This window comes from Candidatus Leptofilum sp., from assembly GCF_965223525.1.
GTDB lineage: Bacteria > Chloroflexota > Anaerolineae > Promineifilales > Promineifilaceae > Leptofilum.
In genome coordinates, this window is record NZ_OZ245005.1 from 1,423,610 (window position 1) to 1,448,517 (window position 24,908).

The following is a 24,908-nucleotide window of genomic DNA, read 5'->3' on the forward strand; positions in this document are numbered from 1 at the left end:
TGCTGGTTGTCATGCCTGCGAAGGCAGGCATCCACCTTTAGTATTGGAATGGATTCCGACCTGCGCGGGAATAACAGGTTCGGTTGAGTTCTTACCCTTCAAATTCCCAGAGGGGACGGATTTCGATGCTGCCGTCGCGCGCGCCTGGGATTTTGGCTGCCCATTTAATCGCTTCATCCAGATTTTCGCAATCCAGTAGATAGTAGCCGCCAAGCTGCTCTTTGGTTTCGGCGAAGGGGCCATCGGTGCTGGTGGTTTGGCCATTGCGTACGCGCACAGTGGTAGCGGCGGTTGTGGGATGCAGTGCTTCGCCACCCAGCATCACGCCTGCTTCGCGCACTTCGTTGGTAAAGTTGAAATAGGCACCCATATTTGCCTGTTGCTGTTCTTCGTTGCGTTGTGCATCCTGTTGCTCATTGGTGTAAATCAGTAATAAATATCGCATTTTGCTCTCCTTAGAGTTGTTTTGGCATTTGTATGCCTGTTTTGCTTATACGACGAATAGTTGTTAGTAAGATCGACAGCTTTGAAAAAATGATCTAAAGCTGACCCAATGAAGGACAGAATTGAGTACCTGAGTAACCTAAGGCTGTGTACTAGAGCCTCTGTTTTGCTATTTCCCTACTAATTATACTCAAGGCAAAGTGGGATGTGCCCACTATTCGATTTTCAGCGGTGAATTGTGTGAATGCACCTGGGTTACACAAACATGGCGAATAAAGATTTTGGATTGGAGGTAAATGATGAATGAAGTGGCAAAAACAACATTGGAGAATCAAAACACTGAGATTAATTGGCGGCATATAACACTCTTTTCGGGGCTTGCTTACCTTTTTTCCTGGGCTTATTGGTTGCCACCTCTTTGGCCGCAGATAGGTGAGTTGTTACGCAACGGCCGTACGCCAGAGAACATTACAGAAGTCGCGGGCGCTTATTTTGTGCTGGGTATGTTCGGCCCGATGTTGGCAGCTTTGGTTATGCGCCTTTTTGTCAGCCGCGAGGGGCTACGTGGCTCTGTTGGCTTTAAGCGTAAACCGCGCTTCTATCTGATTGCATGGTTAGCGCCTGCACTCTTTGTGCTAATTTTGATTTTGTTTAACCATGTCGCTGGCATTGGGCGATTTTCACCTGAGGGACAGCCACCATTGTGGCAATCTCTCCCTCAAATGCTCTTTATCGGCGTCGCCATTACCACTGTGTTGGCTTTTGGCGAGGAATATGGCTGGCGTGGGTATCTATTACCTCGCTTGCTGCCATTGGGCGAGGTGAAAGGAACGCTGGTTTTAGGCCTGATTTGGGCATTTTGGCACCTGCCACCCCTAATTGCTGGCTTAAATTATCCCGGTGTCCATCCCGTTTTGGCGATTGCTGTTTTTTGTTTTACCGTGATTTTGCTCTCTTTTCCTTTTACCTGGCTGCATCTGAGTGCCGGTGGCAGCGTGCTGCTGGCAGCAATTTTACATGCTTCTTTTAACACATTTGTAGATAGTTACACTAGCGTTTCGTATATTCCAGAGGGCAATGTCTTGCTCACCAACGGCGTAGGCTTGGTCTCTGGTGGTATGTTGTTGATTATGGTTTTGTTGGTCTACTTTGTTTTTAAGCGGAATCGTGGAGTTGAAAGGCACAAGGTATCGGCGTCGGCTTCAGCTTTGAGGGAGTCTGTGTCGTAGGGCGACCCGGCGGCAGCGGGTTTGCCGTTGCATTTTGTTTTCCTTTTGTGTGTGGCGTGGTACTGTTTGTAGATGCAGGCTCAAATGGTTAGTTTACTGCCGTTTTCAACCAGAAAGTCGCAAATTATAAGAGTTATCGTTATTGGCTCTACCCTTTTGTTGCTGGGGCTTATCTTGTTACGTGGGCATTATGTCTACCAAAGCTTGCTCACTGAAGAATCCCAAAAATGGCGGCTCTATCTAAAGACCTTTTCCTTTTTGATTGCGCCCATTGCGCTGGCTGGATTTAGCTTTTTTGTTTGGTTGAGACGGCCGTTTGACCTTACCGTACTCTATTTTGTTGCTTGGCAACAGCTTATGGTTTATGGGCTTGTTGTGCCGCTTCAGTTTGAGCCACACCCCGATTTTAATACCTACATCGTCGGCACTATCCTTGCCTATCTGGCCGCCACCTTGATCGTTTTTCATCTGCATCTAACAGAAATTTACAAGCAGCAGGCCGAAAAGTTACGCCGCGTCAAATTGTGGCTTTATGGATTGGCAACCTTGCTGGTCGTCATCTGGTGGGCTCAATTTATTATCCAGGCCGAGCGTAGCTTTGTTTTGCAGCAACTTTTGACAAGTTTTTTTCTGCTTGCCTGTTTAATAGGCATTGCCATTTCAGTCCAGGCCTGGCGCAAGGGCTCTGTGACTATTCGACGGCGGCTGCGCTTGGCATTGGTGGGCTCTTCGTTAAGCATGGCTTTGTTAATATTCGCCTACCTGCTGCCCTTTATCTTTGGCGGCATTGCCTACTTGGGAGATGAGCTGCTCGTTCTAATTTTGTTGCTCATTCCCATTTCTTATGGCGCAGCGATTTTTCGGGATGGTTTTTGGGCAATGGAGCGCATATTGAACCGCACCATTGTTCATTTGCTCCTGTTGGGCGTGTTGGCCTTCCTCTTTTTGGGCGTTGCTTTTGTTTTGCCCCGCGTTTTGCCACTTTCTTGGGTAGAAGCCCCATTTACCTGGGGATTGGTTACATTGGTTACGGCAGTTCTCTTCACACCCTTGCGCCACTTTTTGCAACAATTGGTGGATCGTCTACTTTACGGTGGCTGGTACGATTATCAATCTGTTATTAAAGCCGTTGGCCATCAGCTAAATAATAAAGTCGAAATTGATGAATTGGCAGAACTTTTGGTGGATCGCTTGCAAGAAATATTGCACTTGGATGGCGCGGCCTTTTACTTACGTGAAGGCCAACAATTGCAGCCTGTACGGGCTAGGGGTGTTTTGTCAGCGGCAACGGCGTTGATGATGAATGCAACGGCCGTAAAAACCCTCCAGCTAAAAAAACGAGCCACCTTTGCCCGCGATTTGCCCTCCCTCCCAGAAAATGGAGCCGATCTTTGGGTGCCACTTGTGCAAAACGACAGGCTGACGGGCCTGTTGCTTTTGGGCAAACGATTTGGCGAGGAGACTTTGCCAGAAAATGATTGTGATTTGCTGCAAACGATTGCTTGGCAAGCAGCCGTTTCGCTGGAAAATATTCATCTTGTGCAAAACCTGTCTAACCGGGCGGCCGAGATTGACCAACTTTATCATCAAGTCGTCTCCAGCCGTGAAGATGAGCGCAAACGATTGGCACGCGAACTGCACGATCAAGTCATTCAAGACCTTATTTATTTGCACCAGGTGACGGGCATTGTCAGCAAAAACAGCCAAGAAAGTGAAGCGGAAACCATTGCCTTTGTCCGTCAACAGTTGCAACAGATTGTTGATGCCTTGCGTACCATCTGTACTGAACTGCGCCCTACTGCGTTGGACGACTTAAGCTTGCGTTTAGCCGTACAAGGTTTTGTTGAGACCCTCAACAGGAACAGTCATCCGCAAACCCAGCTAACCATAGCCGGTGATGATATGGCTTTAGCAGAGCCATTAGCCGACGAGGTTGCTCTGACTGTTTTTCGCGCCATTCAAGAAGCCGTGCGGAACGCTTTGGCTCACGCCCAGGCAAGCAAAATTACGGTTGATTTGGCAATAGAATCAACACAGATAAACGTTGTGGTTGCTGACGATGGGATCGGTTTTAGGCTGCCTTCCAATGGCAGCGGGATGGTAAAAGAAGGTCATTTTGGCCTTGCAGGGATGCAGGAGCGGGTGCAGGGTATTGGGGGTGAGATGGCTTTGCAAACGGCCGTAAATGGCGGCACAACCATCACCATTACTGCACCTGTCATCCCACAGACCGAACCTTACTCATCCAGAGCCACCAACTGATGTTTGATAGCCCATAAAACAGCTTCAACGCGCGTTTCCACCCCCAGCTTGTCCATGATGCGCCCCACATAATTTTTAACCGTTTGCTCCGTCACGGTCAGGCTTTGTGCAATCTGGGCATTTCGGTAGCCAGAAGCCATCAAAATGAGCGTTTCACATTCGCGGGCTGTCAGCGGCTGGGCATCTTTGGTTGCATCACGCTGCGCCGATTGTAGCAGCACGTCCAACACGCGGGGAGATAGCCACCTGCCACCCTGGGCAACACTGTAGATAGCCTGAATGAGGTCCGCGGGCGGATCATCTTTTAGCACATAGCCAACGGCTCCCACATCCAGCAACCCCACCACATACTCTTGCCGACGATAGGCTGAGAGAATAACTATTTTTAAGCCCGGCATGGCCTCAACTAAGCTTTTTGTTGTTCTTAGCACATTATGATTCGGCATATGGGCATCTAGCAACAGCAGGGTTGGCTGATGCTGCTGGGTGGCCTTTTGCACCTGTGCCCCATCTGCTACCTCGCAAAGAATGGTGAAATTTGGCTCCTGGTTAAGCAGGGCGCAAATACCTGCCCGTACAACATGATGATCTTCGGCCACAACGAGGGTGATCATGGGGTGGGAAGTCGGTGAAGTCATAACTGTTTTTACAAATGCCTCTCGTTACGGGCAGCAAGGGCGGCCAAGATTTCAGCATGTTTTTCGCGGGTGATGGGGTAGCGGCGAACGATAGGGAAGCTGAGTAACAGGATGATAGCGGGTACGATGCTGACAAAAATACGAAGTGCTGTGAGTACGGCCGTTGGCTGTTCCGGTAAATTCGTTAAATTCTCGGCGTTGATGTATCCAGCTGCTTCCAGGGCAAAATTGGAAAGTGCCAAACCCAGCGAAATGCCCAGCTTTTGCAAAAATACGAAGAACCCGTAGTAAATGCCTTCTCGCCGCTGGCCAGTTTCTAGCTCATCCAGCTCAATCACGTCTGGCAACATGCTCCATGGAATAAGGTAGCCGACGCTGACGCCAACACCAGCTAGCACCGCTAGCCCTAATACTAGATTAAACTGACCGGGCTGTACAAAAAAGATGACGATCTCCACGACTATCCAAAAACTCATCCCTACGTAATACACTTTTTGCTTGCCCCATTTTTGGCTGAGCTTGGACCACATGATGAGGAAAACAAAAGCGGAAACTTGTAAGGCAAATGCGAGTTGAATGAATCGATCTTCTCCACCAACCCAGTAGCGGACGTACAGCAGCATATTGGCTTGTACAAATTGGATGCAGAGCCACGACATTAAATAAATAGTAACGACATACAAAAACGGCCGATTCTTTAAAGCAATCTTCACGCCCTCAATAAATCCAGGATCGTCTTGTTCTGGAGCCTCTTTGAAGTGACTTTCTTCGGTAAAGGCGAAGGTGATAAAGTTGCTGAGCACAATGACACCCCCCATGACGGCCGCGCTGATAGCATACCCTTGGGTAACTGTAGGAAACGCTTCGATAAGTATGCTATGAACCACCAATGCGGCCAATCCGCCCAAAATAGAAAAGCTAAAGCGGAAGGAGTTCAGGCTGGTGCGTTCGTCGTAATCCTGGGTGAGTTCGGGGGTGAGGGCGGTGTAGGGGACGTTTACGGCCGTAAACCCCGTATCCAGCAGCAAAGCCACAATAAGATAATACCAAAACAGCCCCGCCTGGCTCCAATCTGGCACCAGCCACTGCATAAACCAAGCTAGCCCAAAGGGAATTGCGCCAAACAGCAGCCAGGGGCGGCGGCGACCCCAGCGGGTGTTGGTGCGGTCAGTCAGGCGGCCAACCAGTGGGTCATTCACACTGTCCCAAATTTTGACGATGAGGAAGATGACGCCAGCGGCTGCGGGGCGAATACCGGCAATGTCGAGCAAGAAGGCGTTGAGAAAAAAGCCCTGAATCGAGGCCACCAGCGCTGGCCCCAAATCACCAATGCCAAAAGCGAGCTTGCGGCCAAAGCTGAGTTTTTGGGGAGGTTGTGTGTTGCTGACTGCGGGCGTGGTCATCGTTTTTCTCCTGTCGGGCGCGGGTACCAATTTCTATCACGCTTTTTGCCGATTGGCGAATGGTTTGGTGGGGGTTATTGAGTTTTTCAATAGTCCACATTTTTAGCTAATGGGACGCGGATTAACGCGGACGAGCGCAGATTAAATGCTTTTTTCCGCGTCATCAGCGCTTGTCCGCGTCCTTTTTTAGGTGGAGCTGGGCTATTAAAAAGCCTTGGTGACGATTAGTTGGGCCAATTGGCAACGGCCGCTCCCAACGCATCATCCCCCGCCAAATTTGCAAAATAGCTGTGCAGGTCTGGTTTTAGAGTGGCTAAATCTTCCAGCGCGGCGGTTGCCTCTGTAGCGGTGAGTAGATGGCGGGCTTGCAAGAAACGCAGCCAGGTGGGCATGAAGCCAAAGAGGGTGGCAGCGGCATACGGCCGTACCGGATCATAGTTCAGTAGCTTCGCCAAAAAGCGTCGCAGCGTCTCGCTATCTGGAGCTAGTGGATGTGGGTCGGGGCGAGGTTTGGGGATGGGTCGGCCTTTTCGCATCAAATCGCCTAAATCCTGGCGGGGATTGAGTTGCCCGGTGCGCCGCTCTACAAAGTAGGTGGGCAGCAAGTGGCGGATGAGGTTGGTACGGCCGTATCCTACCCCCACTTCCTTGAAGGCAAAGGCCAAAAACTCAATCATTAGCGCGGCCATATTTTGTGGGGGATGTTCCGCCAGATGCGCTAGCTGCCACTGATATTGCGTGTAGCCGCTAAGATGAGCCAGATAGTGGTTAAGTCCGTCGGCATCAATCGGCACACTGGCTTGCAGTGCGGCAAACAGTTGCGGCGGCGCGGAGGCACTATCAACCGGGTTACTCTGCAAATATTGAAAGACCAGACTGTCCGTCAGTAGGGCAGTGACGGTTTGCTGTTGCCATTCGCTGGCGTTATCGTTGGTTTGCAATTGCGTGTAGCCACTTTGGAGAAGGTAAATAAGCGAGGCCAACTGGTTGTGGTAGCTGAGCATGTCGGTGGTTTGTTGGAAAACGGCCGTTTCCGCCACCACCGCTTCCCCAACCGCAGCTAGCACCGCCCGCAGCGCCGCTTCATCCATTCCCTCAAATTCTTGCCATGAAATCAATTTTGTCATAATGCGAAACTTTCATTTATCAGGCATAACGTGTTGAAGTATGCTTACTTATACTCTATCAGTTACTCGTTGCATTATACGGATATTCTTCCAATGTTTAGGCAGTTTTGAAAAACTCGAGCATTCAAGTTTAAAATTGGATAAAGACATAATTAGGCTTTTGCACTGGAATCAAAATGAACGATAACAAAAAACCTATACTTACAATCATTTCTTCAATCGTGATTTATATAGGCAATTCAGTTTCTTAGGCCAATTTCAAAAACAGAGTTGATTTTTCAAGAGTTGGTCTAATGAAGTTTTTGCTTTGCCCAAAGTGATTGAGCTTACCTCTTTTCAATGCGCCAGCAGCGGTGGATTTTGTCATTGCGAAAATCTTCCGGGATGGTTTGTGGTGTGAGTTCGTGCGCGGCAAACGCGTGGGGCAGAGCCGATTCGTCTAGCTTAAAGCCGCGTGAATTGGTGCTGAAAATCAGTGTGCCGCCGCTGGCTAATCGTGCCAAACAAGCGTGAATTAGCTCTGGATGATCCCGATCCACCGCAAATGCGCTGCGCGCCATTCGCTTGGAATTGCTGAAAGTAGGCGGATCGCACACAATCAAATCGTAGCTGCGCTTATCCTCTACCAAAAATTGCCAACAATCCTGAGCCACAACCCGATGCCGCCTGTCGGGGCGGAAGCCATTGTGCTGCAAATTGCGTCTGGCCCAGTCGCAATATTTTTTGCTCAAATCCACCGTCGTAGTTGCCTTTGCCTTCCCCGCTGCGGCATAAACAGTGAAGGATCCCGTATAGGCAAACAGATTTAGCACACGCTTGCCTGCTGCCTCATCCCGCACCATTGCCCGCGTTTGCCGATGATCTAAGAAGAGGCCCGTGTCCAAATAATCGCTCAGGTTGACCTCAAAAGTGAGACCCTGTTCTTGCACCAGCCGGACGTGGCCTTTTTGACCGAATCGCTCGTACTGCTGCCGAAGGCCGCGCTGACGTGAACGTGTTTTTACAAAAATTTGGCGTGGGGACAGAGCCAATGCCTCGCCAATCTGGGTAAGCGCGTCTTGCTGCCATGCTTCGTTGTCGTCTTTGCTTCGTGCATACAGCCAAACCACCGCCTCACCGTCGTACCAATCCACAATGAGGGGAAATTCGGGAATGTCTCGCTCGTAGAGGCGGTAGCAGCTAATATCATTGCGGCTAGCCCACTTACGCAAATGGCGCATTCGTTTTCGTAGGCGGTTGGCTAACATGGTGGTCATTGGTAATTGATCCTGAATAAATAGGACGCAGACTAGCGCGGATAAACACGGATTATGAACATTTTATCCGCGTTTTCCGTGTTCATCCGTGCCCCAAAAATGATAGACAATTGAGGCTTGAGTATAGCAAAAGGCGGTGGAATGGCAGAGGTGATTTTGGCGGGACGAAGCTGTCGGCGGCGGTGATTGAAGCGGCGGCGTTGACTGCCCCGCAACGAACTTGGCACGGCCGTTTGCAACGCTTCTCGCCGCCGGGGGCCACTGCCGAATCAGATATTCGCATGATGATGGAGATGGGGCGGGAACTGTTGGTTAACGTACCTATCCGGCAGCTTTTTACCGAGGCGTTTGACGCGCCAGTTTGGGTAGACAACGATGCAAATGTGGCTGCGCTGGGAGAATGGCGCTTTGGGGCTGGGCAGGGCATTGCCGATTTGCTGTACGTGACGGTGAGTACGGGGGTGGGCGGCGGCTGGATTTTGGACGGACGGCCGTATCGCGGCGCAACAGGCGTGGCAGGTGAGATTGGGCATATGGTGGTAGATCCCGACGGGCCACTGTGCCTGTGCGGCAAGCGGGGCTGCGTAGAGCGGCTGGCTTCGGGGCCGTACATGGCACGGGATGTGGCGTTGGCGTTTGGGATGCCTTTGTATGATGTTTCGGGTAAATTGGTGGCGGAATTGGCGGCTGAGGGTGTGGAAACGGCCGTTGCCATTCTGGAGCGCGGCGCAAAAAGTTTGGGCATTGGCTTGGGCAATGCCGCCAATCTGCTCAACCCCAGCCGCATTGTGCTGGGCGGCGGCATAACCAAATCTGGCAAACGTTGGTGGCAGTTAGTGCGCCAAACCGCCCAAGAAACGGCCCTGCCTGAAGTTCAGTTCGACATCGTGCCTGCCCAGCTAGGCGACGATGCACCGCTTTGGGGCGCAGTGGCCCTCACCCAGCTCTAAAATGTGACCAAGCATGCCCAAACCCCTCTAACAAATAACAATTAACCATTCACAATTCACAATTAGGAAGGTCTTATGTTTGACAAACTGTTTGATAAATTTGACGATATTGATATGAAAAAGCTGGTCGAGGTGGTGAACCTGGTTTGGAACAACCGGGAAAAATTCATTGACCTGGTAGAAAATCTGCCAACGCTTCTGGATAATACAGGCAGCAGCATTGAGTCGGCAGGCACCAGCGCGGTGAAGGCGAGTGCCTTTTTATCTGGCGATAAAAAAGGGTCGCCAAGTGCCGGGGAAGTGTCGAAAATTGCAGCCACGGCACTGGATCGCTGCCAGGATGAGCTGGCGGAGGCCGCCAAAATTATGGCCAGCTTGGGCAAACAGCTAGACGCCGTGCGTATTCCTAGCGTCAAGCCCAAATATATTGAGGTGTTGGGCAGCAGAGTGGTTAGTGGCCTGGAATTTGGTGAAGAGGGTATTTTGGACAACGCCGCCGACAAGCTCACCGATGGTTCGTCTCGGTTAAAGCAAATTGGGGTAGATTTGCGGCTGGTTTCCAAAAATCTGCGGGAACTGGGTGGTGCGCTTACGGAAACGGGCAAGGATTTGAACAACGTCGGCCTGCAGCTAAAAGAAAGTGGCGGCACGCTGCGCTCGCTTTCCAAATTTAATAAATAGCAGGTAGCCGCGGATTCTTTCCGCGTTTTGGATGTAATTGCGCGGAAAGAATCCGCGGCTACGGTTTGAAAATGGTAATTTACCAGGGTGGGATGGTTTTTTGCTGGGGGGAGCAATCGCAGGGTGGCGCGTACCTTTTGCGAATGCAGGTGAATGCACCGTTGCGGGTGAAGTTCGGCCGTTTTCAGCAAGGTCAGCCAATTGCGGTTCCCACTGGAGATTATTTGTACGTGGGGTCGGCGATGGCGCAAAAGGGAGCCACTTCGCTGGCGCGACGCTTACTGCGCCACGCCAGCCGGAGCGATAGCCAAAATCCTCATCTGATCCGGCAGCAGATGCTGTCTGTTTTCCTGAAAATTGGCTTGGGGTCAACGCCGCTGCATCCGCCAACAGGCAAAAAGCTGCGCTGGCATGTTGATTATTTGCTGAATGAGGAGGCGGTGGAGTTGACGGCCGTTTACATCATCCGAGTGAAAAAGCGGAACACAGAGGGGCACGGAGAAGCCACAGAGGCACACAGAGAGGGAAAAAAATCCAAAAAATCCGCGCAATCCGTGGCGAAAAATAAGGATCGGCAATTAGAAACGGCCGTGGCTCACTATCTGCTTACCCTACCACAAATTACACCACTCGCCCCTGGGCTTGGCAGCACGGACGATCCGGGTGGAACCCACTTGCTACGTGTGACGGCCGTGCCCCACTGGTGGCAAACCTTCCCTGAAAAAATCACATCATTCTTGCGAGGAATTGCGGTATGAGGCATCGTTCATTGCTCTGGCTGCTGCTGCTGGGCGGCTTACTGGCTTGTGCAACACAGCCGCTGGCGACGCCAACTTCGACTCCGTTTACGGAACATGCAACAACGCTCCAACCAACGTTGGCGGCAACGGCCGTTGCCATCCCAACACCTACACAGCAATCAATACCAACCGAGCCAACCGTCGTTACTTCTACCACTTCGCCCTCCCCCACCCCACAGTTGGTGCCTAATTGGGACAATCCAATTGATGAGGGCATGCGAGCAACGGCCGTAGCCCACAATGCAATTTTTAACCGACTGAACCTTGCCAACAGTGGCCTTTGGCAGTTCGAGTCTGGCAGCTTTTGGCACCCCATTGCCCTGGAAATGAACGCAACCACCGCCTTTTTGCTCGATGGCGGACGGGTGCTGCGAATCGATTTGATCAATGACATACCGCCCCAGCCGCTGCTCCAGCCTGGCGATTTTGTGGATGACCTGCTGGTGCAGGAGCCACTTGATTTGGCGTTGGTGGGTGAGACCTTGCTGGTTCTAGACCGCGCAGGAGATTTATATGCACTCGATTTGGCAACGGGCGGCTGGCAGCTGGAGCGATACGAGCGGGAGATTGGCGAGACCTCCAGCCATTACTTTGTGGCGCTGGGATATGACACAGCGGGCGGCAGCCAGCGGCTGAGGCTGGAAACGAGCTACAGTTACGCTCACTATTTTTTTGCCGATGGCAGCGAACGGCAATGGTTGCTGCCAGAGGATGTGCTGCCTGTGGATGTGAGCGGCGTGGGCGACAAGATTTACACGCTGTGGCGCAACCCAGACCGCACCGCCACCGTTGCCCTCTTTCAGGAGACAGCTCGCTTGACGACCTTTGCTCCCATCTTCACCATGCTTCAGCCGCGCCAGATTGTGGCGACAGAAACGGCCGTCTACATTTTAGACATGGCTGGGCGACGATTACTCAGCTTGCAGCCGGAGACAGGTGTGGTGCAGGCCGTGTTTCAACTGCCGGGCGTAAGCGCCTTTGCCGCCAACGCGGCGGGCGACCAGCTACTGTTTGCGGGTCGTGATCAGCTTTTCTTTTGGCAGCAGCCAGCCAACAGTCGCTTTGTGGCCGGTGGCCCCACCTTGCCCGCGCCGCAGCCGCACGATACGGGCGTCTGGAAAACAACCCTCGCCTACGCCTGGCCCATCACTGGCAACTCGGATGATCTGACGCCGCGTGATTTGCAAATGCCGGGTGCGCCGCGCCACTATCGGCTGGGCATTCACCAGGGTATTGATTTTTATTGGGCCAACGGTACCCCGGTCTACGCAGCGGCTGCTGGCACTGTCATTCGGGCAACCTTGGATTATGAACGGCCGTCTGAAACTGCCTTCAACTTCCGCCGCGCCGAAAATATTGAGCTGGGTTATACCGCGCCGGAAAACCTCGATTTTTACCGTGGGATGCAAATCTGGATTTTGCAAGAGGATGGCTTTGTGGCGCGGTACGTCCATTTAAGTGACATCCATTGGCAGATTGAAGAGGGAACGGCCGTAACTGCCGGACAGCAAATTGGCCTCATTGGCAACACAGGCTCCCCCGCCTCTGTCGTTAGCGAAACCGAGGATGCCCATCTTCATTTTGAGCTGCGGCTAGATGATTTTTACTTAGGCCAATTTTTGCGCCCAATCGAAACCCGCGAGCTTTTAGAGCATCTGTTTTCCCCAGATTGACAAAATTTGCTATAATTGAAGCTGTCTTTGTAAATTTCCTTAAAGTAAACAAACTTTATATTTTGTGGGATAAAACGATACGTGCAGTCAATCAGTTATCTAAATCTCAACCTTTTCTGCTGCTTTTGGGCTTTGGACTTTCAACCCAAACGTAGTTGATCTGTTTTCAGCCTGGGCAGGTGGCAATTTGCGGCCAACGACCAGGTTTTTTGTTTTGTAGTAGGAGGTGCTCATCGAAAAATCCCCGCAACATGTTTTGCCTCGGCGAAAGACCAGACAGGTTTTTCGCAAAAATGATAAATGTATTTAGTTAGGTCTGCGTAAGTTTTATTGAAGTTAGGAGGAAGTGATGTTAACGTTTTTCAAAAGGCGAAAACTTGGTTTTTTGCTGGTTCTCATTAGCTTAGGCCTTATTGTGATGGCTTCTGCCGCCTCAGCCAACGACGCAACGCCAACGGCCGTTGCCAACGCTCGCGCCAAAATTCATCCCTATTTATTAGCAGATATTGATGCTGCCCTGGCCGGGTCTGCACAGCCCAATGGGCCAGCTTTAGCCGCACGCGGTGCTGCCACAAATAATAGCGAACTACAATTTGTGGCTCGGATTGCAGCGGGTGCAGACCTCAGCAGCTACGCCTCGCAATGGTTTGCCCGCCCCTTTACAGATCCGCTAGGCACAACGGTGGCTGCTGGCTTTGCCTCACCCACCGCCATCCTCAAAATGGCTGCCGATCCGAACGTAATTACCTTGCGTCGCTCAGAATCGCTGGTTGATGTGCCGCAGCCGCTGGATCCAGATATTGAATCGAACCTCAATAGCAACGTCACACCCGCGCTGAACCTGTCTGGTGAAGCCAGCCCTGGCCCCGCGCCAGAGGGGTGGTACGGTACGACGGGCGCAGTTCATGGCTCGCAAGATGCCTGGGATAAAGGGTACACGGGCACGGGCGTCCGCTACATGTCTAACGACTCTGGTGCGGATTATTGCCATCCTGATTTGCATGGCACCTGGGCCTACATTGACGACGCGTCTTCCCCTTACTACGGCTTGCCGCAGATGTTTGACTCCCTTTCCAGCTACTATGCCGCCTTCGATTACTTCGTTGGCACCACGCTGATTGCGGACGGGTTGGCTGATTATGCCGATACGTCGGCAACGGCCGCTGGCGACTTCAATTACGCGCCCATTGGTGCTGCCGTAGCCCATGATTACACCGTGCCTGGCACGAGCCTGAGCGGCGAATACCATTACGGTTCGCACCCAGACAAGGCACTAGCGGCCGTTGCCGATATTCTGAATGGCTCGTTTGGGGATGCAACGGCCGTTTCTGGTGAGCGTGCGGCCGTTTTGGTGGTAGATGAAAATGTAGCTGGCGTGTACGACACCGTTTACGTAGACCTCAACTACAACTATGACTTTAGCGACGATGCCCCGGCACGGCTCACGCGTGACTTTAGCAACCAGGAATCTGCCTGCCTCGATTACGACTTTGACGGGCTGAACGATGTGTCTGGTGGTTTGGTTTACTTCATTGCAGATGGCGAAACGGCCGTGCCCACCCTCGATTGGTATTGGGGTGTACCCGGCTCTGCCTACGGCAATGGTGATTTGGTTGCTTTTCATGTGCAAGACTTCACCGAAGGCGGCGGCACGCACGGCATGGGCACGACCTCCGTGGCCGTTGGCCAGGGGGTTGTAGCCGGTTCCGTGAATTGGGGGCCCGGCGGTTCGCCCATTGCTGGCTTCCAAGGTCTGGTGGTTGGCCCCGGTAAAGATGTCGCCTCCACCCAAAATGGCGACTTTTACCTGACACCCTTTATAGAAGATGCTTACGTGTACGCTGGTCTCGGCTACGATGGCATTTCAGGAACTGGCGATGATATTCAGATTGTTAGCAACTCCTGGGGTTCCAGCGGCACCGACAACGACGGGCTAGATTACGAGTCCCGACTAATTGATGTTGTGAATCGCTCATTTGCGCCGAATACAGCTTTGCTGTTCTCAACTGGGAACGGTGCGGCTGGCTATGGTACATCTGCACCACCATCCCCAGCCAGCGGCATCTCTGTTGGCGCGTCCACGCTCTACGGAACAATTGGCATCTTTGAGGCCATCGCGTCGGCAGACCAAATTGTGGGCGGCGATATCATCTCCTGGTCCAATCGTGGCCCAGGAGCGCGCAATGTAACTGGGGTAGATGTGGTTGCCACGGGTGCGTTTGGCACAGGGTCTCTCTCCCTGAACGGCGTTTTGTGGGGAGCTATTGCCACCGATAACTTCGGCGGCACCTCCATGGCCGCGCCAGTTGCGGCGGGCAATCTCGCCCTCATGTACCAGGCCTGGTACGACCAATTTGGCACATGGCCCACGTTCGAGCAGGCTCGAACGCTCGTCATGAACTCGGCCACCAATACTGAGCATGATGTTTGGTCACAGGGCGCGGGTTTGGTCAATGCTGATCTGGGTACCGATTTGGCTGGTGGGCATGGCGGATTGTTTGTCTCCCCAGCAAGTTGGTCTGCTGGTGATTACCGAGGCGTGGAATACGGTGCATTTGCCCACATCATGCAACCCGGTGGGCAGGATGTCCAATCCTTTACCGTGACAAATGTGAGTGACCACCGCATGACCGTGCGCGTCACCACGGAAACCCATGTTCAAATCGGCTCTGACGATTTATCCTTCACCTCGCTAGATCAGTCGCTGGATCACGGTTCATTCACCACACCAGACTACGCCTTCCGCGTTGATCCGCTCATTCCGGCTGGTACCGATCTGATGATGGCGCGGCTAACGAAGCCATATGATCAGTTCGATCCAAACGAAGATCTGTTTGAGCCGTTTAACAATTGGCGCGTTCACATTCAGGATTGGACCGATCTGGATGGCGATGGCTACTTATGGGAAGATACCAACGGCAACGGCAAAGCAGATATTGGCGAAGTAGACACAGGCGAACATCTTCGTTTTACCTATGGCTACAATGCGGGGCCGACGCAACAAGCCCGTGTGGCCAATCCGCTGGAACGGATGACCGACGGCATTTATGTGACGTTGCGTCATCGCAATCAAGTTGTGGAAGTGCCGCAGACGGATTTGGGGCTGGAAGTTTCTTACTGGCAGCTACAAAACTGGGAGTGGGCACGGCCAACCCGCAGTGCCTTTAGCTTGGCTCCTGGCGAAACGCGCAGCTTTGACGTGACTATCGGGGTGCCGGATGGCACACCTTACGGTATGTATCAAGGCTCTGTCAATTTGCACTTTGGTGGCGAAGAGGTGGTTGTTCCCGTGACGGTAGCGGTAGCTGCCTCTGGTACCTCGTTTAGTTTTGGTCAGGCAAATGCGCCAGACGGCCGTTCCGCAGCCATCCTAGACGTGCCCATGCTGTACGACAACGATACCGTCTTTGGCTACACCGACTACACTTGGCGGGCTGAATCTGGTGATTGGCGCTTCTTCTGGACAGACGTAGATGGTGCAGCGTTGCCAGAAGATGGCACTTCTTACCTGGTTGTAGATAACAGTTGGGCAGGTGAGGGCACAGACATTGACACCATTATCCTTGGCCCGACGGAAGATTGTGTGAGCAACGGCGTTGGCTGTGATGGCTTACTGAGTGGCTACCCCGGCTCTGCTTTCTATGGGCCGTACACCTTGTCTGAGGTGGGTCGCAGCAACTATGGCTATATTGGAAGCGGCCGTTGGCTGTACGATACGTCCACCGGCGGGCCACGCGAAATCGTCGCGGCTCCCGTGCAGGATGGTTTACACGGTATCTTCTTCCATCAGGTGCGGGTAGATGGCAGCAGTTTGGATGAACCGTTTGGCGGGTCTGTTGGCCTGGTGAACCTCGATCCGGGTGCGATTGTCTCCTCCGCAGCGGCTGGTCCAGGCTCCACGAGCCTCACCATCAGCAGCGAGCTGGATATGGGTGGCTTTGTGGCGCAAGGCTTTGGCCTGGGTGGGCCCGTCACCACGACGGAAGACATCTTGCAGGATGATCCAAACGATCCATCTACGGCATCCTTCGTGACCACAGTTGATATTGCTAATGGCGCACTGTTGGAGGTTTCCACCTGCTGCACTGTCGGTTCGGATATCGATCTGTTCGTCTATGACCCATCCGGTGCGCTGGTTGCGTCGTCAACCACAGCGACGGACGTGGAAAACGTTGCTATCTTCTTCCCAGAGGACGGGACGTATACCGTGGCGGTACACGGCTGGAGCGTCCCCGGCGGGGCTGACACCTTTGAGCTGACGATTAACGTGGTTCAAGGCACCGATTTGTCGGTGAGCAACCTGCCATCCTCCATTCCGGCGGGCGGCTCGGCCACCATTGACGTGAATTGGGACACAACGGGCTTTGCTTCTGGCACGTACTCTGGCCTGATTTTGATGGGGCCGGCGGAGGCACCTGGCTTGTTGCAAGTTTCGGTGGAGATTACGGTGCCGTAATTGGCAATTGAGTAACTCATGTTACGCAGCGTAGATTTCAAAAGTCTGGTATCGCTCTGGCAAATAGCGGAACTACCTGCAAGACTTTTGAAATCTTTTCACTGGAAGTGCGTAACATCAGTGAGTAATTAGTAATTGGGCAATTTATTTGCCTGGTTTAGTGGCCGGAGCGCATGAAGAAATGCGCTCCGGTTTTTTTGTTGGTAAAGGTAAAGGGGCAAGGCGTTTGGATGCGTGTTGGTGCGTTTTTCGTGGATGTGTGCCAAACGCCTCGCCCCTACTATAATCTGCATTGATGGATGAAAAAGCGCATCGCCTTCAACTTTTGCAGCACCAGCAGGCTCGTTTGGGTCGCCGACTGGCGGCTTTGCAGCAGCGGGGCGATCAGTTGTCTCGCTGGCGGCTGATTTTGTTTGTGGGGGCGTTTGTGCTGGGCGGGGTGGCGTTTTTGCAATGGGGGCCAGTGGTGTGGTTGGTGAGCACGGCCGTTCTGCTCATCCCTTTCATCATCAGCGTCATCATCCACAGGGGTGTGGATACGGCCGTTACCCGGTTCACCCTCTGGCAGCAAATGAAACAAACCGACGTGGCTCGCATGTCGCTGGACTGGACGGCAATGCCTGCTGCCAAATCGTTCCCCGTTCCGGCGGACCATCCTTTTGCGGTAGACATTGACTTGGTGGGTGAATTTTCGATCCATCGGCTGCTGGACACGGCCGTTTCCCAAGAAGGCAGTGAGCGATTGCACCAATGGCTGCTGGAAGCAAAGCCAGAACGTGAGCAAGTGCTGGCACGGCAGCAGCTGGTTCGGGAACTCGCTTCACAAACACCCTTTCGACAGCGGCTGTGGCTGCAGGCAAGCCTGGCAATTGGGGAAGAAGATAGCGGACAGTGGGCGGGGCAGGCGTTGCTGGATTGGCTGCAAAAAGATGCGGGTGGTCGGTCATTACGGCCGTTGCTCATCGGCTTGTCTGCGTTGGCGGTAGTGAACTGGCTGCTTTTTGCAGGAACCCAATTTTGGGGCTGGCCGCCACTGTGGATTGGCTCCATTTTGCTGTACGGGGCGCTGTTCATGACGCTAGGGTTTCAGCGGACGGAAACCTTGTTTAGCGACGTGTTGTTCCTGACGGATCGGCTGCGCGTGCTGAACAGAGTATTTGCTTTTTTGGAGCGCTGGCGGTTTGGCAAGATGCCCCACACAGCGCAACTGTGTGATTCTTTTTTGGTGGCGGAGGAACGGCCGTCTACCCACATCCAAAATGTGCAGCGCGTGGTGGCTGGGGTGGGGCTGCGCCAAAATTGGCTGTTGGGCTTTGTGTTCAATGTGCTGGTTCCCTGGGACGTTTACTTTGCCTATCGTTTGGATCAATGCCGTGCCGATTTGGCCGTACGGCTACCCCGCTGGCTAGACATCTGGTTTGAGCTGGAAGCGGCCAGCAGCCTGGCTACCTTTGCCTGGCTAAATGTGGGGGAGTGCGCTTGGCCCGCGTTGGCAGATGTGCCATCGCCAGAATTAACGGCAACCAGTTTGGGGCATCCGCTCATCGCCAGCCCGCAGCGCGTTTGCAACGATTTGCATCTGGATGCCCAGCAATCTATTTACTTGATTACCGGCTCCAACATGGCCGGAAAAAGTTCCTTTTTACGCACGATTGGGGTCAATTTGGCATTGGCCTATGCAGGTGGCCCAGTGGTGGCGCAAACGTTCCGTGCCAGTTGGCTGCGCCTGTTTGCCACCATTCGCGTGGCGGATTCGCTGAATGATGGCTTCTCGTTTTTTTATGCGGAAGTGCGGCGGCTGTCGCAACTGCTTACTGCGTTGAATGATGAAGGGGAACGGCCGTTGCTCTTCCTGATAGACGAAATTTTCCGAGGCACCAACAATCGTGAGCGACTCATCGGTAGCCGGGCGTACATCCAGGCATTGGCACAGGGCAACGGCCTGGGGACAATTGCCACCCACGATTTGGAGCTGGTACAGCTTGCAGAAACGGCCGCAAAACTAACAAATGTGCATTTTCGGGATGATGTGGTGGACGGCCGTATGGTATTCGATTACAAGCTGCATCCTGGCCCATGCCCCACCACCAACGCCCTCAAAATTATGGCTTTGGCTGGTTTGCCAATTGAGCCACAAAGCTAGATGTTAACCGACTTTTCACTGAAACACATCCACATTTTCACGAAGCAATTCGTGCCTGATTGTTATACTCAATTTATTGTCCTGCGGAATCCCAAAATAGAAGAAATGAGTTGTTCAAATAGTGTGATAAAGCATAAAATTGTCATTAAAGGGTAATGTATATCGTAAGTAATCGGCCGTATGCTTACGCAAGATGGCAATTAATCTCTTTTGTCGTTTGTGCTTAATTCAAAACCGCGGCGATGCTGTCTTTGCAATTCCTAACATCTGGTGGAGCCACAACTGAATATTTATCCTAATTAGCCAAGATTGGCAGTAGCGACAGGGCAAATTTTCTTTCCCTGCGTCTTGGTCCGAGAAATAAGGTATGAAAGTCGTGAAACGATCAACAGTGTGGCAAACGCTTATTTTTTTCTTGGCAGTTCTTTTTGTTTTATTTGTTTCTTCCTCCGTGGCGGCAAGTGGGTTTGGAACGGCCGTTTTCACAGTCAATACCACCGCCGATGAAGATGATGGCGCATGTAGCCGCTCCCATTGCACCTTGCGTGAAGCGATTTTGGCAGCCAACGTTTTGGACGAAGGCACTACCATTTTCATCCAGTTCCGCGTAGGGAACCTGAACCCGGTTATCATTAGCCCCACTTCACCTTTGCCTCCAATCACCAATGCCTTGTTGCTCAAAACCAATGCCACGAACAGCATTGACGTTGTGCTAGACGGCAGCGAAGCTGGCGAAAGCAACGGCCTCGTGCTGCAAGGGAACGACATCACCGTTTGGGATTTAACTATTCAGAATTTTACTGGCAACGGCATCCTCATCAATGGCGATGACAACGCTCTGTCTGGCGTGACCCTTACTGGCAACAGCGGTGACGGGGTGCAGGTGGCCGCAGGTAGCGGCAACAGCTTTGACCAAACGAGCATCTTTGGCAATGGTAGCGAGGGCATTGATTTGGATGGCGATGGCCACACGGCCAACGATTTAGGCGATGAGGATGCGGGAGCAAACGGCCGTCAAAACAGCCCAGCCCTCATCCGCGCCGTCCCCGCCGACGCTGCCCTCGAAGTGGAGGGCATTCTTAACAGCCAGCCCGACAGCAGCTATACCGTTGATTTTTACGCCAGCGCAAGCTGCCGCGATTCTGGTTTTGGCGATGGCGAAACATGGCTGGGGAGCACCGAGATTGTGACCGATGAAGCGGGGAATGCGAGTTTTAATACGGCCGTTTCCACTAATCTCACCAGCAGCAGCATCACCGCCCTGGCCACGGGCAGCGAAGGCACCTCTGAATTTAGCCGCTGCATTCAAGTGGGCCTGGGCAACGACGCCTGGCCGCGCGCCTTGCGTCTGGAATTAACGCCCGATACCGTCTCCCCTAACGTACAAACCGTCGAAATTAGCCAACGGCTCGATTTAGTAGGGCAATCCCGCTGGTACAAATTCTCGGTCGAACCCAATAGCCAGCTCATCATCACGCTAACTGATTTGCCCGCCAACTACGATCTCACCGTCTATAAAGATATTGCCGCCGAGTGGGAATCGCTCCTAACGCTAGACGAAACCGAAGATTTAATTTCACTCACGGCCGAATTTGCCCCGGATGCGTTTAGCCCGGATGCGTTCTCGCCGGACGCTTTTAGCCCAGACGCATTTTCACCGGACGCCTTCAGCCCGGATGCGTTCTCGCCAGACGCATTTAGTCCTGATGCGTTTTCACCGGATGCATTTAGCCCGGATGCGTTCTCGCCAGACGCATTTAGTCCTGATGCGTTTTCACCGGATGCATTTAGCCCGGATGCGTTCTCGCCAGACGCATTTAGTCCTGATGCGTTCTCGCCAGACGCATTTAGCCCCGATGCGTTTAGCCCAGATGCCTTTTCCAGCGCACAGATGCGAAGCCTGATTGCAGTTTCCGCCTTCAACGGCACGGCTGGCGAGGGTGTACAGCTTAACACCTGGGAAAACAGCGGCGACTTTTACATTCGCGTGCGTGGGCGCAATGGCATATTTGACCCGAACAGTGACTTCACGCTCAACATCATTCAAACGGCCGGTAGCTGCGGCGAAGTGACCACTGCTTTGCCTGGTAGCACGCATACGGCCGTTGCCAACAACTACAGCACCATCATTTTGGTTGACTATGGCCGGATGACAGGCGACTTGACCACGATGCAGACCCAGCTGGCAGAATTTGCCGCCCGCCCCGAAGTCAACGGCGTCATTGTAGATGTGGGCGGCGACGCACGCGTAGCGGCTGCCAACGCCCAAGCAGACACTTACACTGCCTGCCCCTTTGCTAAAAATTTGGTGGCCTATTCCATTAAAGATATTGTAGATAGCTACCGCGAACTCAATCCGCTGGAATATATCGTCATCATCGGCAACGACGACGTGATTCCCTTCTTCCGCCATCCAGATCAGGCGTTGCTGGCTAATGAACGCAACTACGTACCGCCCGTGCTAGACGACACCGCTTCCCAGGCCAGCTTGAAGCTGGGCTACGTGCTGGGGCAAGATCGCTACGGCACGATGCTTGAGCTATCTAGCAAGAGCGATACGCTGCCCATTCCCCAACTGGCGGTTGGCCGACTGGTAGAAACGCCAGATCAGGTTGTAACCATGCTGGATGCCTACCTCAGCACTAGCGATGGCGTGGTCGCCACCCCGGATTCTGCCCTGGTGACGGGCTACGACTTTTTGGAAGATGCGGCCAATGCCATCACCTCTGAACTCAGTGATGGCTTGGGCAGCAGCGCGACCACGCTCATCACCCCACGCGACGTTGCGCCCACAGACCTAGCCTCTTGGACGGCCGATGATTTGCGCGATCTACTGCTCAACAATCGCTACGACATTAGCTTTTTGGCAGGCCACTTTAGCGCCAGCAGCGCGTTGGCCGCCGATTACAGCACCCGCTTGCTGGCGGCAGAGCTAGCTGCTTCTAGTGTGGACATGACCAACGCGCTCGTCTTTAGTGCGGGCTGTCACTCTGGCTACAACATTGTGGATGCACACGGCGTGCCGGGTGTCACCGCCGAACCAGATTGGGGACAGGCGTTTGCTAGTAAAGGCACGACGCTCATTGCCGGGACTGGCTATCAGTACGGCGACACCGATTTCATTGAGTACAGTGAGCGCCTTTACTTAGCCTTCAGCGAAGAGCTGCGTGCTGGCATCGGCCCTGTTGCCATTGGGCAAGCGTTGGTGGCTGCCAAACAAACCTATCTGGCCGAGACGCAGGAATTACGGCCGTTGCACGAAAAATCACTCATCCAATCCACTCTGTTTGGCTTACCCATGCTCAAAATTGATATGCCTGCGGGTCGAGGCGGTGTCTCTGGCGACCCATCTGTAGTGAGCGGCACTGCTCCATTCACCAGCAATCCCGGTCAGACGTTAGGTCTCACTTACACCGATCTGACAGTTGAACCGGACTTGACTTTGGTTAACCAGCAGCTAGACATTGTTGGGGAAGATGAAACAAGCACCGTTACGGCTTCTTACCTCTCCGGTAGCGATGGCGTCATAGTGAACCCAGCAGAACCGGTGCTGCCGCTGGAATCGCTGAACGTGAGCGTGACGGATACCGTTTTGCGCGGCGTTGGCTTCCGAGGCGGCGAATTCAGTGATTTAACCGACATTTTGCCGTTGACCGGCGCAGCAACGACTGAAATTCGTGGCGTGCACCCGCCGTTTGTGAGCAGTGTTTTCTACCCGATGCAGCCGTATCAAGTGAATTACTTCGGTCAGTTGGTTGATGGTTTGGATGGTGCTGTGCAGTTAAACGTGACTCCGGCGCAGTTCATCTCAGACAATGCAGGTTCGCTTACTGGCACGCTGCGTCAGTTCGATTCGATGGATTTCCGCCTGTACTACAGCGACTACATTGTGCAGTCCCAGGTGACGGGCAACGTGCCTGCGTTGGCCGCACCACCGGCCATTGCCCAGGTAGATGCCTTCCCTGACGACGATAGCGTCACCTTCCAGGCGCGCGTGACGGGTGATCCAGCGGCGGGCATTCAGGAAGTGTGGGTGACGTACACGGGCAGCGGTGCATTTAGCGACGTTTGGCAATCCATTGACCTCATCCAAAATGAAAATGACAGCACAACATGGTCTGCCACGCTACCGTTGAACGGCGTACCTGCCGATGAAGTTCATTTTATTGTGCAAGCGGCCAACGGCGTTGGTTTGGTAGGCGCGGCCACCAATTTGGGTGCATATTATAGTGGGGCTGGCACGGCTGAGGGGGATTTGGTTGAAACGGCCGTATCCCTCCAATCACCACCCAGCACTGGCGCATACGGTACCGAAATTAGCGTGAGTGCGGTGTTAACGTCTGATGGCACACCGCTGGCTAACCAGTTCCTCAGCTTCCGCGTGGGTGCCCAAACGCGTACGGTGGCTACGGATGAATTTGGCCTGGCGACGGCCGATTTGGCTTTGCTTGGCTTGCCTGGAGCAACTGACCTCACCGTCACCTATGGTGGCGATCTGACGTACCAGACTTCGTTTGATACCGTTCCGTTTACGGTTGAAAAGCAGGCAACAATTCTCACGCTAGACCCTGTTGATGCCGAGATGATTGAAGGTGGAATTGCCAATATGGTAGTGACCCTGACCGATGTGTTGGGACGGCCGTTTGGCGAGAAAACCGTCTTCTTTGTTATTAACGGTGACAATGGCAGCTACGCCGAGGCGATTATTACAGATTATGCAGGACGGGCGACGTTAACGGCCGTACCCCTGCCAATTGGTGAATACACGGTAGATGTCTACTTTAGCGGCACGATACCGTTGCCATCGGCCACCCTGACGCTGGATGATTTGCGCTACTTGCCCGCAATGACCAGCGGCACGTTAACCATCACGGACGAACCAGTGGCTGAGCAGACGCTTTACCTCAGTACACCAGACGGTGGCGAGGTAGATGGCATCACCTATAGCAGTGAAGACGTGCTGGGCTACGATCTGGATAGCGGCGACTGGTCGCTGCTGTTCGACGGCTCCGATGTGGGCTTGGCGGGGCAAGACGTGGCTGCCTTTGCCTGGTTGCCAGACGGCAGCTTGCTCATTGCCCTGGCCGATGACACCTATTTGCCCGAATTGGACGTTCCGGCCTTCCGCGGCAAGAACGTAGACAATGCCGACATTCTGCGCTTTGAGCCAACCTCACTTGGTGAAGATACCGCTGGCAGTTGGTCGCTTTACTTTGACGGTTCGGATGTAGACCTGAAAACGCCACAAGAGGCGATTCGGGCGCTGACGGTTTTGGCGGACGGCCGTATCATCATTAGCACCGAAGGCCCGGTAAACGTTGGGAATGTGAACGCCAAGAGTCGTGACCTGGTTGTTTTCACCCCAACAAGCCTGGGCGAAGAGACTGCTGGGAGCTGGGCGCTCTTCTTCGATGGCTCAGACGTAAGTTTGCTGAGTGCCAGCAAAGACAGCATCGAGGGTGTGCATCTGGATGAAGAGACAGGTGCGCTCTATCTGGTGACCAGCACGGCCGACGGGCAAATTCTGGTATGTACACCTGAAGCCCCTGGCGATTATTCAGAATGCACCTTCGAGCTTTTCTGGGAAGCCAATGCCAATGGTTTGCCTAGTGAAATTCTGGATGCCATTGCGATCCGCTAATCGTCTTTGGTAAGGGCGTACCCCCGTGTGCGCCCAGAATGGGCAGGCACGGAGGCCTGCCCCTACAAATGCTGGATTGTTCTAGACTGGGGTTAGAAAATTAAACTAACCCCGGTTTTCTTTTTGTCTGCCCCTGCACAAAGCGATAACTCTCGTATAATAGTGACGATTCACTACAAAAAAAATTTCCGAACATCTCGCAGGA

The 24,908-nt window shown here is 53.2% G+C and carries 14 protein-coding genes; 9 read left to right on the top strand and 5 right to left on the bottom strand.

Annotated features, from left to right (window positions below):
- Positions 1–91: 91 nt before the first annotated feature.
- Positions 92–445 (bottom strand): YciI family protein, encoded by a 354-nt coding sequence (locus ACOQPM_RS23300; RefSeq protein WP_420630788.1) that lies wholly within the window; start codon positions 443–445, stop codon positions 92–94.
- Between the two features lie 295 nt (positions 446–740).
- On the opposite strand from ACOQPM_RS23300, the gene ACOQPM_RS23305 reads away from it, so the two are divergent.
- Positions 741–1,673, top strand: coding sequence for a type II CAAX prenyl endopeptidase Rce1 family protein (locus ACOQPM_RS23305; RefSeq protein ID WP_420630789.1), 933 nt, complete (start codon positions 741–743; stop codon positions 1,671–1,673).
- 84 nt (positions 1,674–1,757) lie between these two features.
- Positions 1,758–3,935 carry a GAF domain-containing sensor histidine kinase gene (locus tag ACOQPM_RS23310; RefSeq protein ID WP_420630790.1) on the top strand — a complete coding sequence of 726 codons (2,178 nt, stop codon included), beginning with the start codon at positions 1,758–1,760 and terminating at the stop codon, positions 3,933–3,935.
- Here the strand turns inward: ACOQPM_RS23310 and ACOQPM_RS23315 are convergent.
- From ACOQPM_RS23315 to ACOQPM_RS23330, 4 genes are all read right to left on the bottom strand, one after another.
- Positions 3,911–4,573 (bottom strand): response regulator, encoded by a 663-nt coding sequence (locus tag ACOQPM_RS23315; protein ID WP_420630791.1) that lies wholly within the window; start codon positions 4,571–4,573, stop codon positions 3,911–3,913. The two genes, ACOQPM_RS23310 and ACOQPM_RS23315, sit on opposite strands and share 25 nt — an antisense overlap.
- An 8-nt stretch (positions 4,574–4,581) precedes the next feature.
- On the bottom strand, positions 4,582–5,976 hold the full coding sequence (locus ACOQPM_RS23320) for an MFS transporter (RefSeq protein ID WP_420630792.1): 1,395 nt from the start codon (positions 5,974–5,976) through the stop codon (positions 4,582–4,584).
- A 224-nt stretch (positions 5,977–6,200) separates the two neighbouring features.
- Positions 6,201–7,103: a hypothetical protein gene (locus ACOQPM_RS23325; RefSeq protein ID WP_420630793.1), complete on the bottom strand. Its 903-nt coding sequence runs from the start codon at positions 7,101–7,103 to the stop codon at positions 6,201–6,203.
- 326 nt (positions 7,104–7,429) lie between these two features.
- The gene (locus ACOQPM_RS23330; RefSeq protein ID WP_420630794.1) at positions 7,430–8,359 is read right to left on the bottom strand and encodes a class I SAM-dependent methyltransferase; all 930 of its coding nucleotides are present in this window, start codon (positions 8,357–8,359) and stop codon (positions 7,430–7,432) included.
- Between the two features lie 110 nt (positions 8,360–8,469).
- Between ACOQPM_RS23330 and ACOQPM_RS23335 the strand changes: the two genes are divergently transcribed.
- The 7 genes from ACOQPM_RS23335 to ACOQPM_RS23365 all read left to right on the top strand — a co-directional run bounded on the left by ACOQPM_RS23335 (position 8,470) and on the right by ACOQPM_RS23365 (position 24,703).
- On the top strand, positions 8,470–9,309 hold the full coding sequence (locus ACOQPM_RS23335; protein ID WP_420630795.1) for an ROK family protein: 840 nt from the start codon (positions 8,470–8,472) through the stop codon (positions 9,307–9,309).
- 75 nt (positions 9,310–9,384) lie between these two features.
- Positions 9,385–9,990: a hypothetical protein gene (locus ACOQPM_RS23340; protein WP_420630796.1), complete on the top strand. Its 606-nt coding sequence runs from the start codon at positions 9,385–9,387 to the stop codon at positions 9,988–9,990.
- A gap of 71 nt (positions 9,991–10,061) precedes the next feature.
- Positions 10,062–10,748, top strand: coding sequence for a GIY-YIG nuclease family protein (locus ACOQPM_RS23345; RefSeq protein ID WP_420630797.1), 687 nt, complete (start codon positions 10,062–10,064; stop codon positions 10,746–10,748).
- The gene (locus ACOQPM_RS23350) at positions 10,745–12,463 is read left to right on the top strand and encodes a M23 family metallopeptidase (protein ID WP_420630798.1); all 1,719 of its coding nucleotides are present in this window, start codon (positions 10,745–10,747) and stop codon (positions 12,461–12,463) included. Before ACOQPM_RS23345 ends, ACOQPM_RS23350 begins: the two co-directional genes overlap by 4 nt.
- A 349-nt stretch (positions 12,464–12,812) precedes the next feature.
- Positions 12,813–16,919 (top strand): S8 family serine peptidase, encoded by a 4,107-nt coding sequence (locus ACOQPM_RS23355; protein WP_420630799.1) that lies wholly within the window; start codon positions 12,813–12,815, stop codon positions 16,917–16,919.
- A 295-nt stretch (positions 16,920–17,214) separates the two neighbouring features.
- A complete protein-coding gene (locus ACOQPM_RS23360) occupies positions 17,215–19,062 on the top strand; it encodes a MutS family DNA mismatch repair protein (protein ID WP_420630800.1) in 1,848 nt (615 codons plus the stop codon).
- 376 nt (positions 19,063–19,438) lie between these two features.
- A complete protein-coding gene (locus tag ACOQPM_RS23365; protein ID WP_420630801.1) occupies positions 19,439–24,703 on the top strand; it encodes a CSLREA domain-containing protein in 5,265 nt (1,754 codons plus the stop codon).
- The last annotated feature ends 205 nt before the right edge of the window (positions 24,704–24,908 follow it).

Bases quoted from the DNA above. Each gene is read 5' to 3' on its own strand.
- ACOQPM_RS23300 (WP_420630788.1), bottom strand. From the start codon at position 445: ATGCGATATTTATTACTGATTTACACCAATGAGCAACAGGATGCACAA.
- ACOQPM_RS23305 (WP_420630789.1), top strand. From the start codon at position 741: ATGATGAATGAAGTGGCAAAAACAACATTGGAGAATCAAAACACTGAG.
- ACOQPM_RS23310 (WP_420630790.1), top strand. From the start codon at position 1,758: ATGGTTAGTTTACTGCCGTTTTCAACCAGAAAGTCGCAAATTATAAGA.
- ACOQPM_RS23315 (WP_420630791.1), bottom strand. From the start codon at position 4,573: ATGACTTCACCGACTTCCCACCCCATGATCACCCTCGTTGTGGCCGAA.
- ACOQPM_RS23320 (WP_420630792.1), bottom strand. From the start codon at position 5,976: ATGACCACGCCCGCAGTCAGCAACACACAACCTCCCCAAAAACTCAGC.
- ACOQPM_RS23325 (WP_420630793.1), bottom strand. From the start codon at position 7,103: ATGACAAAATTGATTTCATGGCAAGAATTTGAGGGAATGGATGAAGCG.
- ACOQPM_RS23330 (WP_420630794.1), bottom strand. From the start codon at position 8,359: ATGACCACCATGTTAGCCAACCGCCTACGAAAACGAATGCGCCATTTG.
- ACOQPM_RS23340 (WP_420630796.1), top strand. From the start codon at position 9,385: ATGTTTGACAAACTGTTTGATAAATTTGACGATATTGATATGAAAAAG.
- ACOQPM_RS23345 (WP_420630797.1), top strand. From the start codon at position 10,062: ATGGTAATTTACCAGGGTGGGATGGTTTTTTGCTGGGGGGAGCAATCG.
- ACOQPM_RS23350 (WP_420630798.1), top strand. From the start codon at position 10,745: ATGAGGCATCGTTCATTGCTCTGGCTGCTGCTGCTGGGCGGCTTACTG.
- ACOQPM_RS23355 (WP_420630799.1), top strand. From the start codon at position 12,813: ATGTTAACGTTTTTCAAAAGGCGAAAACTTGGTTTTTTGCTGGTTCTC.
- ACOQPM_RS23360 (WP_420630800.1), top strand. From the start codon at position 17,215: ATGGATGAAAAAGCGCATCGCCTTCAACTTTTGCAGCACCAGCAGGCT.